The following is a 14,145-nucleotide window of genomic DNA, read 5'->3' on the forward strand; positions in this document are numbered from 1 at the left end:
TCACGACCGTCACAGCCAGGAACAGTCCCAGGCCTGTCACTACCGATCGCGGTCACCCCGACGTGATCCGAACAAGAGACCAAGCAGCTGGCTCACCGCACGCACGTGCGGAAGACAGGGCTAGCGGTCGCCGGCCCAGCGGCGGTCCTCCTCGTCCCACTTGTCGTTGCGGCGGTCGACGTCGTCGCGCCAGTTCTCGGCGTCCGCCGCGGTCGGGTAGGGGCCGAGGCGCCGGTGGCCCGGCGAGTCCGGCGGGTTCTCGACCCGGTTGTGCTCCATGCACCACCACCATCCGGACGGATTCCACGACGAGCTGTTCACCTGATCCGAGTCGGGCGTCCCGGACGCCTTCCGGCGCAGCCACTTCAGCATGATGGATCACCTACCCAGCCGACTCCCGCCGTATCCGGGCGCGGGTCCGGACGCCGGGCGGCGTACTTCTCACAGGAGCCGCCGCCAACCACCGGCCCCGGGAACCGGACCCCCGTCCGCCCGGGCCGCGGAGTCGCTGGCTGCTCCCGCCCGGTCGCCCCGGTGCCGGATGGTTCCCACCGGAGGACGGCCACCAGGCAGCCGGTCTGGTGAGCAGGCGCGTCTTGTGAGGGGGACGCGCCCGTTCCCAGACCGGTCGCCCTGACCGCCCACCCGCTTGTCCGGTCGGCCGCTCTGACCGCTCCCCGCCGGGTGCGGTGGCTATCGCTGGTCGCGCGGTTCGGTGGCCCAACGGATGCTCGACACGGCGCCCTGCCCGGCGAGCCGCCACCAGGTGCCCTCGACGACGGGCAGGTACGGCAGGCGCAGCGGCCAGCGGGTCCAGGCCGGCATGAGCCCGACAGCCGCGGCGGCGAGGGCACTGTAGGGAACCCGGGCGAGCGCCGGCAGCGGCGCCCGCAGCAGCAGGTATCGGGCTGCCTCCCGGGCGTGCGGGGTGCCTTCCAGCTCCGGGCGGAAGGCGGCGAGCTGGCGGGCGAGCTCGGCCCGGGTGCGCGGCGGGTCCGGCACGCCAAGCCGCTTCGCGACGACACTCGTGTCGAGAACGTAGCCGTCACACTCCCGCGGGCTCAGCGGCCGAGCGCCGTAACGCTGGTGCGCGGCGAGGAAACTGTCGACCTCGGCGACGTGAACCCAGTGCAGCAGGTGCGGGTCCGCCGCCGAGTAGGGCCGCCCGTCCGATGCCACGCCGTGGATGTGCCGGTGCACGGCCTGCACCCGGGCGACCGCCTCCTCGGCGTCGCCGGCCGGGCCGAAGGTCGTGACAGCCAGGAAGTAACTGGTCCGCTGCAGCCGGCCCCACGGGTCATGCTGGTAGTCCGAATGATCCGCCACGCCCGCCATCGCGAGCGGGTGCAGCGACTGGAGGAGAAGCGCCCGCAGCCCACCGACGAACATCGCCGAGTCGCGGTGCACCCGCCGGATGGGCCGGTCCGGGCCGAACCACCGCTCGCCGGCGGCCTCGTGAATGCGTTCCCGACGCTCCGGCCCCTGGGTACCCGCGACTCTGGTGAACACCTCGCTGGCCAGTCTGGCCCTCAGGGGTTCCGTGTCGATCCGCAACCTCAGCAGCACCACTCCTCCATCATGCTCCCGAGCAAGGCCACGGGAACAACCGACCGGAATCATCCCGTCCCGGCCTGTACCCGCGCGGTGCACCCGCGGCACCCCACGGTCCTACAGGTCCTACGGGTCCGACAGGCCTTTCCGGAGATCGCGGAACTTCCGGTCCGCCCGCCGCGTCGCCCGACGGCGTGGCCTGGCGGCGTGGCCTGGCTGGCGGAAGCCGGGCGGCGCGACATCGGCATGGTTCAGTGACGGCCATGGGGGGCGCCGGACCGTCGGGCACTGATCACGTGATCGTGTGCGGGCTGAACTCACTCGGCATGAGCATCACCGAACACCTGGACGCCGCCGGGGTCCGCGTCGTCGTCGTCGACGACCGTGGTGCGCCCGGTCTGCGCCGCCGGCTGGAACGGCTCGGGGTCACCCTCGTCCCGGAGGGGGCCGAGCACGCGGAATCCCTGCGGGAGGCGGGCCTCGACCGGGCGCTGGCACTGGTGGCCTGCGGCGGCACCGACCTGGAGAACCTGCGGACCTGTCTCGTCGCCGCCGAGGCGGCCCCGGGCATCAGGATCGTCGCCAACATCGACAATCCCCAGCTCGGTCACCAGCTTCAGGACACCATCGCCGAGGTCCGGGTGCTCAGCGTCGGTGGGCTCGCCGGGCCGGGCTTCGTCGAGGCGTGCCTGCAGTCGTCGGTGATCCACGCATTCGCCCCCGCCGGGACGTCCGGTGATGCGGAGATCCTCACCGTGGTCGACGAGGACGTCCCCCGCCGGGCCGCGTTCCGCGAGCTGTACGGCGACCTCACGCCGGTCTCGCTGCGGCGTGCCGGCGAGCGGCGCGCCGACATCTGCCCGCCGCGGGACGTCCCGGTCGCGCCCGGCGACCGGCTGGTCGTCCTGGGCCGGCTCTCGGACCTGCGCACCCGCGGACTGTCGTCGGACGACCTGCGCCACGCCCGCATGTTCGCCGCGCTCGCCCCTGCCGCCGCCACCGCCGCCACCGCCGCCACCGCTGCCACCGCCACCGAGGCGGCCGGCTCCGGCGCTCCGACTGCCGACGGCGGCGCCGATGCGACCAGGGCCGGGGTGGCAACAGGCAGGGGCTCCGGGCGGCGAGGTGCCCGCCAGCCCCGCGGCAGGCGCCTGCGAGGGCTTGCCGCCGTGATGCGTGCGGAGCTTGACGCACCCTTCCGGCGGGCCCTCACGGTCGTGACCGCCGTGACGGCCGTGAGCACGGTCGTGCTCGCCCTGACCTACCGGAACAACAACCCGGCCGCGCCGGCCGACTTCGACACTCTGGACGCGCTCTACCTCACCGTCGGGACGATGGTCACGGTCGGTTACGGCGACTACAACTTCGGCACGGCCGACACATGGCTCCAGGTCTTCGGCATCTGCCTGATGCTGTTCGGGGCGCTGGCGGTGGCGGTCGTCTATGCCTTCATCACCAATGTCATCGTCAGCCGCCGGCTGGAGCGGATACTCGGCATCGGTCAGGCACGCACCGTGCGTGACCACGTGATCATCTGCGGGCTCGGCCCGGTCGGCGTGGCAGCCATGGATGGACTGCTGCGCGCCGGCCGGCCGGTCGTGGTCGTGGAACGGGACGAGAACAACCGCTACCTCCCCGTCGCCCGGGAACGCGGCGTCCCGGTGGTGATCGGCGACGCGACGGTGGGCTCGACGCTGGTGGAGGCCGGGCTGGAACGCGCGACCACCATCGCGGCCATGACCGGCGACGGCCACGCGAATCTGGAGACCGTTCTGTCCGCCCGGCAGGCGCGAGCTCCCGGCCCCGGCGGTCTGCCGCTGCGCGTCGTCGCCCGGGTCCTCGACACGGCGCTGGCGGACGACATCGAGCACCGGTTCGGCATCCACACCGCACGCAGCGCCACCGCCCTGGCCGTCCCGTACTTCCTCGCCGCGGCCGTCGGCCAGGACGTGGTCAGCTCCTTCTACGCCGAGCAGACGCCGTTTCTGGTCGTGCGCATGCCGAAGCGTGCCCGCGACGGCCGCGACGGCGACGGCGACGGCGACGGCGAGCCGATCGGATCAGTCGACGGCACGATCGCCGGGGTCCGTGTCCTCGGGGTAAGCAGAGCGGGTGCCGGTGACGCGACCGAACTGCTCGTCGTGGGGCCCGCGAGCAAGGTCATCAGCCTGGGGCGCCGCGACCAGCGTCCCCCGGCTCCCGCCGCCCCGCGTTGAGTGCCTGCCCTGGCCGCCGGCCGGCGCAGGCTGTGGTCCGCGCGGGCCGGCGGGCGTCTCGGGCCCAGCGCGCGGCGGACGGGCCTCGGGGCGAACGGATCAACGGGATCAACGGGTGGCGACGCCGAGCAGGCCCGTGCGGATGCGGTCGGCGACCGCGGCGAGCTGCGTGCTGAGGTAGAAGTGCCCGCCGGGGAAGACGGCCAGATCGAAGTCGCCGGTGGTGTGCGGGCGCCAGGCGAGTGCCTCGTCCCGGGTCACCGCCGGGTCACTGTCGCCGATCATCACCCGCATCGGCGCGTTGATGACGGCGCCGGGCTCACTGCGGTAGGTCTCGATCGCCTGGTAGTCGGCGCGCGCCGCCGGCAGGATCATCTGCCTGAACTCGGGATCGTCCAGGATGCGCGGATCGGTGCCGCCGAGCCGCGCGATCGACGCGAGGACGGCGTCGTCGTCCCGGCTGTGCACCGAGCCGGGACGCCCCCGTGACGGCGCCGGCCGGGCGGACGGAAACAGGATCAGCGGCTCGGGAGCACCCGGGGTGTTCTCCAGCCGCCGGATCACCTCGAAGGCGACGATCGACCCCATGCTGTGCCCGAACAGGGCGAGCGGGCGGTCCCCGAAGGGCATCAGGGTCGCGGCGACCACGTCGGCGAGCGCCTCGATGCTGGTCAGCGGCTGCTCGGCCAGCCGATCCTGACGGCCCGGGTACTGCACCGCGACGACCTGGGCAACGTCGGCGAGAGCCTGGGACAGCGGGTGGAAGAAGGTCGCCGCGCCTCCCGCGTGCGGAAAGCACACCAGCCGTGGGCCGGACTCGTTGGCCGGTCTGAACTGCCGGATCCACCGGTCGACGTCGCCGGTCACGGTCACCACCATCGGGAGAGGGGACAGCGCAGGCACGCGGCTCACCTGCGGACATCGTCATCACATCACGCATTCCGGCCACCGGTCACCTGACGCCTCCGCGGGGCCGGCCGACGCGCGCCCGCCTCCGGCGTCCAGACGTCCGGCGGCTGCCCGCGAGGCTCCGTGATCCGCGGTGGCCCGGCCCGGCACCAGAACCGAAGCCACGGTGACGCACATTCAGGTCGAGCTATGACAGAGAACACAGCGATACTTCCTCCGCCCCGATAAAAGTCCTATGATTTCAAGAGACGGGCAACAGCCGGCAACAATGCGGCGGCCCGGCCGTCGGCTGCCCGGGGGAGGCGGTAGCACCGTCGAGCGGTGTGCCATTCGGGGGGTTTGACATGAAATTACGGAGGCGGCGGCCGCCTGCGGGGTGTATCCGGCGAAGACCCGTTCCGACACCACCCAGCTGAACCGGGCGGGGGGTTTCCGGGGCGCGCGCGGGCGGCCACCTGGATGCATATCCTGCCCATCCAGACATTCGGCGTGATTGAATTCCAGCACCATGCCGGAGAATTTGGTCTGCCGTTTCGTCTTCCGGGTTCCCGCCGCCACCCCGGACCCACACTCCCGCCCGTTCCCGTGCGCACGCCCGTTCACCTTCGTTCCATTCTGCCGCTGCACGCTCTTTCGGCCCGGATCAGCGACCGCGGCAGGGCGTGCCCAGCAGTTCGCCGGCGCCTTCGTGCGGCCTGGATTCCGCTGAGCCCGTCTGCGCGGGCGCCCACACCCCGCACCGACGCGCGGCCCGACGATCACGCCATCAGGCACCTTCCAGGGACAGCATGTCAGTAACAGTAGGAATTCAGAGAGGAACACATGGTGATGTTCGATCGCGACGCAGATCAGGTTTCCGACCCGCCGCAGGCGGAGCCCAGCCTCTCCCCCGGCCGGTCAGGCGTGGATCACCGGGCGGGCCGCGCCTCCCGCCGGAGCCTGCTGCTGACCGCGACCGGCGTGGTGGCCGGGGCCACGGTGGCGGCCGGCGGGACAGCCGCCGCCACGACCTCCCCGGCACCGGCCCCGTCGTCGTCGCTGCTGCCCGGCCAGCCGGGAGAGCCGGCCGGATCCCGCCGCCGGGAGATGCCGCTGCGCATCGACGTGCACCACCACGCGATGATGCCGGTGCCCGTCCGGGACTGGCTGATCGCGCACGGGGTGATCCCCCCCTCCGGCGGCCCCCTCAACACCCAGTGGGACATCGACACCGCCATCGCCACCATGGACCAGTACGGCATTCAGCTGGCGCTCGTCTCCGCGGCCGTTCCCGCCGCGTTCACCCCCACTCCGGCACTGGCCGTCGAACTGTCGACGATCGTCAACGACAGCCTGAGCACCATCTCAGCCGCACGCCCGGACCGCTTCGGCTGGCTCGCCACGATCCCGTTGCTGGACGCGGCGGACGCCGTCCGGGAGATCAACCGGTCCTACGACGAGCTCGGAGCCGACGGGGTGCTGCTCACCACCCACGCCGGCACCCGCTACCTCGGCGACCCGACGCTGGAACCGGTGCTGGCGGCGCTGGACGCGCGGGACGGCGTGGCGCTGGTGCACCCCTACGACCTGCCCGGTGCGTCACCGATCGCGGTGCCGGCCTTCCTGATGGACTACGCGGCGGACACCGGACGGGCCGCCGTGCAGCTCATCGTGTCCGGCGCGCTCGACCGCCATCCGCGGATCCGTTGGATCCTCGCGCACGGTGGCGGGGCGTTCCCCTACCTGGCCGGCCGGCTCTCGCTGGGTCGTGCGCTGGGGTACGGGGCCGACCCGGCGGTCGTCCGGTCGGCGTTGCGCCGGTTCTGGTACGACACCGCCGGCCCCATGTCGCCGTACTCGACGCCGAGCCTGCTCGCCGCTGCCGGCAGCGACAAGATCCTCTTCGGGTCCGACTACAACGCGATCCCCGCGGCCACACTCGGCGACGGCGTGGCGGCGTTGCGCGCAGATCCGGCACTCGACTGGCAGGCCCGCGCCGCGATCGCGCGCGGCAACGCCCTGCGGCTGTTCCCCGCCCTCGCTCGTCGGCTGCGCTGAGCAATCAGGGCCGGTCAGGTCAGGTCAGCGCTGGCTGCCAGGGCTGCGCTGGCGGTGGGAGGCTGCGCTGACCGCCACCGCAGTTCGACGGTGAGGCGGCCGTCGTCGACGTCCACGAGAGCCTGGACGGCGCCGGTGAGGGCCGGCGGTTCGCGGCCGCCGGGCCAGGCGGCGGAGACGAACACGCTGCCGCCGTCGGTGCCGCTCCACATGGTGAGCATCGCCCGGTTCTCCGGCAGGATCGCCAGGGTGCGGTCGATCAGGTCCACCAGCCCGGCCCGCAGGTCGAACGGGACGGCGAGCGGCACCGCGCCCGACTCGCCGGCGATCTGGACCTCGACCGTCATCCCTCGCCCCTCCGCGGCGGCCGCCACGGCTTCGATGTCCTCGGCGAGCGTGGCCAGGGTGGCGCCGGCACCGTCCCGCGCGAGCATCCGCCGGATGCCCGCCGCCTGTCGTGCGCACAGCCGGCGCCACCGCGGGTCCCGCGGATCGGCGTCACCGCCGGCGAGGGCATCCAGCATGGGCAGGACCTCGCCGCGGATGGCGCCCAGCCAGCGGGCCCGCCCCGCGCGGATCATCGCGTCCGAGTCCTGCCCGGCGAGCGTCTCCGCCTCGGTCCGGACGGCCAGCGCGGTGGTGTCGGCGGTCCGGCGCAGCAGCGGCCCGATCATCGCCACCATGAGCTGCAGCCCGAGGATGCCGTAGGCGAGGGACAGCAGGCGCGAGAGCGTCAGCGGGTCGGTCGCGCCGCGTACGACCACCGTCACCACCACCGCTGCCAGCGCGACGGTGCCGGCGGCGATCGCCTGCGCGGCCGTCCGGGAGGCGGTCACGAAGGCCAGCAGCAGCGCCACCACGATGAGCGGCCAGTTCGTGATGCGCAGCAGCTCGGTGTCGTCGACGTTGACGCTGGCCAGCACCGCGCCGACCGACAGCGCGGTCAGGCCGGCAGCCTCCGCGCCCGACAGCGGCCGGGGCCGGGACACCTTCGCCACGGCGAGCGTCCCCAGCCCCAGCGCGCACCAGATCCCGAGGGCGGCGAGCGGGGAGTGCACGCGCCCGAGGGTGCCGAACAGCGGCACCAGCATCAGCACATGCCAGGCGAGTGCGACACCGGCGACCACGGCACGCAGGCCGGAGCTGTAGTCCCGGCGCAGGGCCGCGGCGGTCGTCTCCCGCACCAGCTCCGCGCCGGCCCGCTCGCCGTACTCCGCCTCGTACCCGGCCCCGGCCGCCGCTGTCGGTGTCGGTGTCGGTGTCGGCGCCGCCGGCACCGACGGACCGGCCGGCCAGCGCATCGTGACGACGGTGCCCTGCCCGGGCGCCGATTCGACGGTGGCCAGGCCGCCGGCGTCGCGGACCCGGGCGAGCACCGACTGGCGCACCCCGAGCCGGTCGGGGGCAGCCCGGCCCGGCTGGAAGCCGGCGCCCTGGTCACACACCCGGATCGTCAGCCGCCCGGGGGCCCGCGCCACCCGTACCCAGGCCTCGCCCGTCCCCGCGTGGCGCGCCACGTTCGCGAGCGCCTCACCGGTCGCCCCGGCCAGCGCGGCGACGACCGCCGCCGGTGGCTCCTCCGACGCCGCCAGCACGGACCGCTCGAACGGCGAGGTCCCCTGCAGGTGCACGACAAGACCGCGGTCGCCGGCACTCGCGACGGCCGCGGTGAGCGCCGCGTCGAGCCCGACCGGCGGCGGCCCGAAGTCGTAGGCGAGCAACCGCCGGATGGCATCCGCACTCGCCCCGCACCGGCGGCGGGCCAGAGCGACATCGTCGCCGCCGCCCCAGGCAAGGCCGGTGAGCGTGTTCAGCACGGTGTCGTGCAGGACCCGCTGGCGCTCGCGGCGGTCATGGTCCAGCGTGAGCACGAGCAGCCGGGCGCGATGGCCCAGCATCGCCGAGGTCAGACGGTCGTCGGCGCGGCGGCCCGAAGCCCGCAGCCGCACCGCGGCACACGCGAACAGCACCGGCACCACGATCGTGAACGTGACAGCGGTGAACACCTGCGGGCGCCCCTCATGCCCGCCCACGGCCACCGCGAGGACCAGGCATGCCTCAGCCGCCGCGAACCGGCGCGGGGACAGCGCCCACCCCGCGGTCAGCCCGGCGTGCAGAACGGCGAGCAGGACCCAGTTCCCGGTATCGCCGATCGATGGCGGTGGCAGGCAGAACGGGCTGAGCAGCACCGGAACCGCGGCCACCGCCACCGTCGCGGCCGCCATCCGCTCGCCGACACCGTGGCGCAGGCTCCGCACGACGAAGAACGCACCCCAGGCCGCGGTGCCCACGATCACCAGCACCGCGGCGGGCTTCTCCTCGTACCACGACCGCCACAGGAACAGATAGATCACGGTGATGAGACACACCGCCGCCCGCAGTACCGCGAGCGAACGGACCACCGACCGTTCCAGCGCCGCACCGGCCCGCGTCGACCCCGCCGGAGCATGGTCACCCGGACGCTCCAGGTCGCGGCCGCCGTCCCACCGCGGAAACCGCACCGGAACCGCGGACGCGGACCGGGCAGGGGGCCCTACCGGCTCCAGTGCCCCCACGGACGCCAGAACACCCACCGGCGCCGTCGGCACCGCCATGTCCCTGTCGCGCGTCCCCATATGTTCACCCTGTCATGGCGGAGGTCGGTCGGAGAGCGGGTGCCCGGAAGCCTCCATTCACCCGCACTGATCGTCCATGGTGCGCGCCCGCCAGCAGCCCGTCATTCTCTACCTTTTTAAACGAGATGTTGAGCCCAGGAAATGTCGGTGCCGACGGGAACTGTGCGGGTTCCGCGGCGGGAACCTGCCCGGTCGTCTCGGAGTGGATGAGCGCCCATAACCGTCGGCTTGCCGCACAGCGTCACTGGCATGGCGGTGATCCGCGCGCCGCACCGGCCCCTGGTCAGCCGCCCGCCACCATGGCGGACCATGGCCGCCTTCGCTGTCGTCCGCGCTGCCACAGCCGCCGCGCTCGTTCTCTGCGCGTTCGCGGCCTGCGGGAGAGTCGTGCCCGCCGCGCGCGGTTCCGGCGCGCCGGGCGCCACGCCTCCCGTCGTGACGACGCCGTCCACGGGCAGCTCGCTCATCGCACTCGGACCACGACAGGGCACGCTCGACGAGGCCGCCGGCCGGCGGCTCACCACCTGGCTGACGGTCATTGTGCTGGCCGGAGGCGGCCAGGATGCCACGGGCGATCCCGGGGCCAGGCCGAACGGATACGGGCGGTGGGCGTCACGGATCTGGCTTCGCGCCGCCGACAGCGACACCGCCCAGGGCCGCACCGCCGAGGGCCGCACCGCCCAGGGCGGCACCGCCGAGGGCCGGGTGTCCATCGACGTGTACGCGGACGTCCAGGACCGGCAACGCTGGCAACGCGAGACCGCTCCCGGCCCACGGCATCTGATCGCGGGGCCACTGTGGACGATCACCACCTCCAGCGCGAGGGACGAGGCGCTGGTCCGCCGCCATCTCGCGCGGGCATCCGCCAGGACCACTCCCCTGTCACCCTGACCGTGCCTGCTCGCCGGTCCGCCACGGTCCGGCGGTGCGGAGCAACAGCACCGATGGCTTCCACAAACAGCGTCGGAGGTACGGAAAAACCGGGTGCGCGAAATCGACACGGCCGCCAGAATAGGCGCATGTCCGCGACGAGAGCGCAGCATTCCCCCGACGGTCTGACGTCCTATGGCGATGGGATCGCCGACGTCTACGACGACTGGTACTCCGGCCCGGAGAAAAGCACGGCGGAAACGCCGGCGGTTGATTTCCTGCAGGCGCACGCGGGCGACGGGCCGGTGCTGGAGCTGGGAATCGGCACCGGCCGGGTCGCGTTGCCGCTGGCCGCCCGGGGCGTCACGGTCGCCGGTATCGAGGCGTCGGGGCGCATGGTCGCCCGGCTGCAGGAGAAACCCGGCGGGCGGGAGATCCCGGTCGCCACCGGTGACTTCGCGGACGTCGCGGCGCCCGGCGGGCCCTTCGAGATGGTGTTCGTCGTCTTCAACACTTTCTTCATGCTGACCGAGCAGGAAACCCAGGTGCGGTGTTTCCGCAACGTCGCCGCCGCGCTGCGGCCCGGCGGGGCCTTCGTGGTGGAGGCCTTCGTCCCCGATGTGACCCTGTTCGACCATGGCCAGCGGGTGCAGGTCGACGATCTCACCGGGCACACGGCGCGGATCAGCCTCACCCGCCACGACCCGATCACGCAGCGGGTGCATGTCCGTCATCTCACGTTCGGACCGGCGGGGCAGCAGAGCTACCCGCTCACCATGCGCTACGCCTGGTCGGCGGAGCTGGACCTGATGGGCCGCCTCGCCGGGCTGGAACTCGCCGAACGCTGGGGCGGCTGGTCGCGGCAGCCGCTCACCGCGGCCAGTGGCCTCCACGTCTCCGTCTGGCGGAAACCGGCCGTGCCGGGCGGATGACGGCTCCCTGGCCGCCGGCCCGCCCGGGCCGGCCCGCCCGGGCCGGTCACCGCGTGCCGGTCACCGCGTGCCGACGTAGTCGGCGAGGTGCTGGCCGGTGAGAGTGGAGCGGGCGGCGACGAGGTCGGCCGGGGTGCCCTCGAACACGATCCGGCCGCCGTCGTGCCCGGCGCCGGGGCCGAGGTCGATGATCCAGTCGGCGTGCGCCATGACCGCCTGGTGGTGCTCGACCACGATGACCGACGTGCCGGCGTCCACCAGCCGGTCGAGCAGGCCGAGCAGCTGCTCGACGTCGGCGAGATGCAGGCCGGTCGTCGGCTCGTCCAGGATGTAGATCCCACCCCTGGTCGCCATGTGGGTGGCGAGTTTGAGCCGCTGCCGCTCACCGCCGGACAGTGTGGTCAGCGGCTGGCCGAGGCTGAGGTAGCCGAGCCCGACGTCCGCGAGCCGGCGCAGGATGGCGTGCGCGGCCGGGGTGCGGGCGTCGCCGGCGCCGAAGAACTCCTCGGCCTCGGCCACCGACATCGCGAGGACCTCGCTGATGTCACGCCCGCCGAAATGATGGTCGAGGACGGATGCCTCGAACCGCCTGCCCTCGCACTCCTCGCAGGTGGAGGACACACCGGCCATCATCCCCAGATCGGTGTAGATGACGCCGGCTCCGTTGCAGGCCGGGCAGGCCCCCGCCGAGTTGGCGCTGAACAGCGCCGGCTTCACGCCGTTGGCCTTCGCGAACGCCTTGCGGATCGGGTCGAGCAGGCCCGTGTACGTCGCCGGGTTGCTGCGCCGGGAGCCGCGGATCGCGCTCTGGTCGACCGACACCACACCCGCGCCGACCGGAATCGACCCGTGCACCAGCGAGCTCTTGCCGGAACCGGCCACGCCGGTGATCACGACCAGCACGCCGAGGGGGATGTCGACGTCCACCGCGCGCAGGTTGTGCGCCGACGCCCCGCGGATCGGCAGCTCCCCGGTGGGAGTACGGACCCTCGCCTTGAGGGCGGCCCGGTCATCGAGGTGGCGGCCGGTGAGGGTGTCGCTCGCCCGCAGTCCGTCGACGGTGCCCTCGAAGCAGACGGTGCCGCCGGCCGTCCCGGCGCCGGGGCCGAGGTCGACGACGTGGTCCGCGATCGCGATCGTCTCCGGCTTGTGCTCGACGACGAGGACGGTGTTGCCCTTGTCCCGCAGCCGCAGCAACAGGTCGTTCATCCGCGCGATGTCATGCGGGTGCAGACCGGTCGTCGGCTCGTCGAACACATAGGTGACGTCGGTCAGTGACGAGCCGAGGTGGCGGATCATCTTGACCCGCTGCGCCTCGCCGCCGGACAGCGTGCCGGACGGGCGGTCCAGCGAGAGGTAGCCCAGCCCGATCTCGACGAACGAGTCGAGGGTGTTCGCGAGCGCGGCGAGCAGCGGTGCGACCGACGCCTCGTCGAGCCCGCGTACCCAGCCGGCCAGGTCACTGATCTGCATCGCGCAGAGATCGGCGATGTTGACCCCGCCGATGCGCGACGAGCGGGCGGCCTCGGAGAGCCTCGTCCCCGCGCACTCGGGGCAGGTCGTGAACGTCACCGCCCGCTCCACGAACGCGCGGACGTGCGGCTGCAGCGCGTCGACGTCCTTCGACAGGAACGACTTCTGGATCCGCGGGATGAGGCCCTCGTAGGTCAGGTTGATGCCGTCGACCTTGATCTTGCGGGCCTCGCCGTACAGGAACTCCTGGCGCTGCTTCTTCGTGAACGCCGAGATGGGCACGTCGCCCGGCACGACCGCGGCGAAGATGCGCCCGAACCAGCCGTCGGCGCTGTACCCGGGGACGGTGATCGCCCCCGCGGTGAGCGACAGCGACTCGTCGAAGATCTGGGTGAGGTCGATGTCGGAGACCGAACCCCGGCCCTCGCAGCGCGGGCACATGCCGCCGGTCCGGGTGAAGGTCGTCTTCACGGTCTTGCTGGAACCGCGTTCGACCGTGAGCGCGCCGCTCGCCCGCACCGACGGCACGTTGAACGAGTACGCGTTCGGCGAGCCGATGTGCGGCTGCCCGAGCCGACTGAACAGGATGCGCAGCATCGCGTTCGCGTCGGTGGCGGTACCGACCGTCGAACGGGGGTCGGTGCCCATCCGCTGCTGGTCGACGATGATCGCGGTCGTCAGCCCCTCCAGGACGTCGACCTCGGGCCGCGACAGCGTCGGCATGAAGCCCTGAACGAAGGCACTGTAGGTCTCGTTGATCATCCGCTGTGACTCGGCGGCGATCGTGCCGAACACCAGCGAGCTCTTGCCCGAGCCGGAGACACCGGTGAACACTGTCAGCCGCCGCTTCGGCAGCTCGACGCTGACGTCCTTCAGGTTGTTCTCACAGGCGCCCTGCACGCGGATCAGGTCGTGGCTGTCGGCGGCGTGCGACCGCGACGGTTCGCGGGGGTGCGGCGGCCGCTGCTCCGTCGGCTGCGGATCGGTCTTCGTGGCCGTGCTCATCGTGTCTCCAGCTGGGTCCGTCAGGCGGGGCGTTCCGTCGGGCGGGGGCAGGCGGGCGAGCGGTCGGTCAGGCGGTCCCGCGGTTCCTGGACCAACGCGGTTCCTGGTCGGTGCGGTTCCCCGGTCAGCGCAGTTCCTGGAGGCGGATCAGGTTACCCGCGGGGTCACGGACAGCGCAGTCACGCACCCCGTACGGCTGCTCGGCCGGCTCCTGGACGATCTCGGCGCCGCCGGACTGCAGCTCGTCGAACGCCTTGTCCAGGTCGGCGGTGGCCAGCAGGATGCTGGCGTAGGTGCCCTTGGCCATCATCTCCGTGATGGTGCGGCGCTCGTCCTCGGTGATGCCCGGGTCCACGGCCGGCGGGTGCAGCACGATGGACGTCCCCGGCTTCCCGGCGGGGCCTACGGTGATCCAGCGCAGGCCCGAGTAGCCGACGTCGTTGCGCACCTCGAAGCCGAGAACATCCCGGTAGAAGGCCAGGGAGGCCTCGGGGTCGTCGTGCGGGAGGAAGGTCGAGTGAATGGCGATGTCCATGG

General features: G+C 72.7%; 10 protein-coding genes. 4 read left to right on the forward strand and 6 right to left on the reverse strand.

Annotated elements, in window-relative coordinates; translation table 11 throughout:
* Window positions 1-120: 120 nt before the first annotated feature.
* Complete coding sequence (locus tag AB1460_RS20170; protein ID WP_368963251.1) at window positions 121-372, reverse strand: hypothetical protein; 252 nt, start codon at window positions 370-372, stop codon at window positions 121-123.
* 321 nt (window positions 373-693) lie between these two features.
* On the reverse strand, window positions 694-1,569 hold the full coding sequence (locus AB1460_RS20175) for an oxygenase MpaB family protein (RefSeq protein WP_368963253.1): 876 nt from the start codon (window positions 1,567-1,569) through the stop codon (window positions 694-696).
* Window positions 1,570-1,814: 245 nt separating this feature from the next.
* Here AB1460_RS20175 and AB1460_RS20180 point away from each other — a divergent pair, with 245 nt between their 5' ends.
* Window positions 1,815-3,767, forward strand: a complete 1,953-nt coding sequence (locus tag AB1460_RS20180) for an NAD-binding protein (protein ID WP_368963295.1) — start codon at window positions 1,815-1,817, stop codon at window positions 3,765-3,767.
* 108 nt (window positions 3,768-3,875) lie between these two features.
* Here the strand turns inward: AB1460_RS20180 and AB1460_RS20185 are convergent, their stop codons facing one another.
* Window positions 3,876-4,646 (reverse strand): thioesterase II family protein, encoded by a 771-nt coding sequence (locus AB1460_RS20185; protein ID WP_368963296.1) that lies wholly within the window; start codon window positions 4,644-4,646, stop codon window positions 3,876-3,878.
* 852 nt (window positions 4,647-5,498) lie between these two features.
* Here AB1460_RS20185 and AB1460_RS20190 point away from each other — a divergent pair.
* Window positions 5,499-6,713 (forward strand): amidohydrolase family protein, encoded by a 1,215-nt coding sequence (locus AB1460_RS20190; protein WP_368963255.1) that lies wholly within the window; start codon window positions 5,499-5,501, stop codon window positions 6,711-6,713.
* Window positions 6,714-6,727: 14 nt separating this feature from the next.
* Here the strand turns inward: AB1460_RS20190 and AB1460_RS20195 are convergent, their stop codons facing one another.
* The gene (locus AB1460_RS20195; protein WP_368963256.1) at window positions 6,728-9,328 is read right to left on the reverse strand and encodes an ATP-binding protein; all 2,601 of its coding nucleotides are present in this window, start codon (window positions 9,326-9,328) and stop codon (window positions 6,728-6,730) included.
* Window positions 9,329-9,577: 249 nt separating this feature from the next.
* On the opposite strand from AB1460_RS20195, the gene AB1460_RS20200 reads away from it, so the two are divergent.
* Window positions 9,578-10,219 (forward strand): hypothetical protein, encoded by a 642-nt coding sequence (locus AB1460_RS20200; protein ID WP_368963257.1) that lies wholly within the window; start codon window positions 9,578-9,580, stop codon window positions 10,217-10,219.
* 128 nt (window positions 10,220-10,347) lie between these two features.
* Window positions 10,348-11,130: a class I SAM-dependent DNA methyltransferase gene (locus AB1460_RS20205; RefSeq protein ID WP_368963258.1), complete on the forward strand. Its 783-nt coding sequence runs from the start codon at window positions 10,348-10,350 to the stop codon at window positions 11,128-11,130.
* A 60-nt stretch (window positions 11,131-11,190) separates the two neighbouring features.
* On the opposite strand, the gene AB1460_RS20210 is transcribed toward AB1460_RS20205, so the two are convergent.
* Entirely contained in the window at window positions 11,191-13,608 is a 2,418-nt protein-coding gene (locus AB1460_RS20210; RefSeq protein ID WP_368963259.1) for an ATP-binding cassette domain-containing protein, read from the reverse strand.
* A 124-nt stretch (window positions 13,609-13,732) separates the two neighbouring features.
* Complete coding sequence (locus AB1460_RS20215) at window positions 13,733-14,143, reverse strand: VOC family protein (protein ID WP_368963260.1); 411 nt, start codon at window positions 14,141-14,143, stop codon at window positions 13,733-13,735.
* Window positions 14,144-14,145 lie beyond the last annotated feature (2 nt).

This window comes from Parafrankia sp. FMc2, assembly GCF_041008525.1.
Taxonomy (GTDB): domain Bacteria; phylum Actinomycetota; class Actinomycetes; order Frankiales; family Frankiaceae; genus Parafrankia.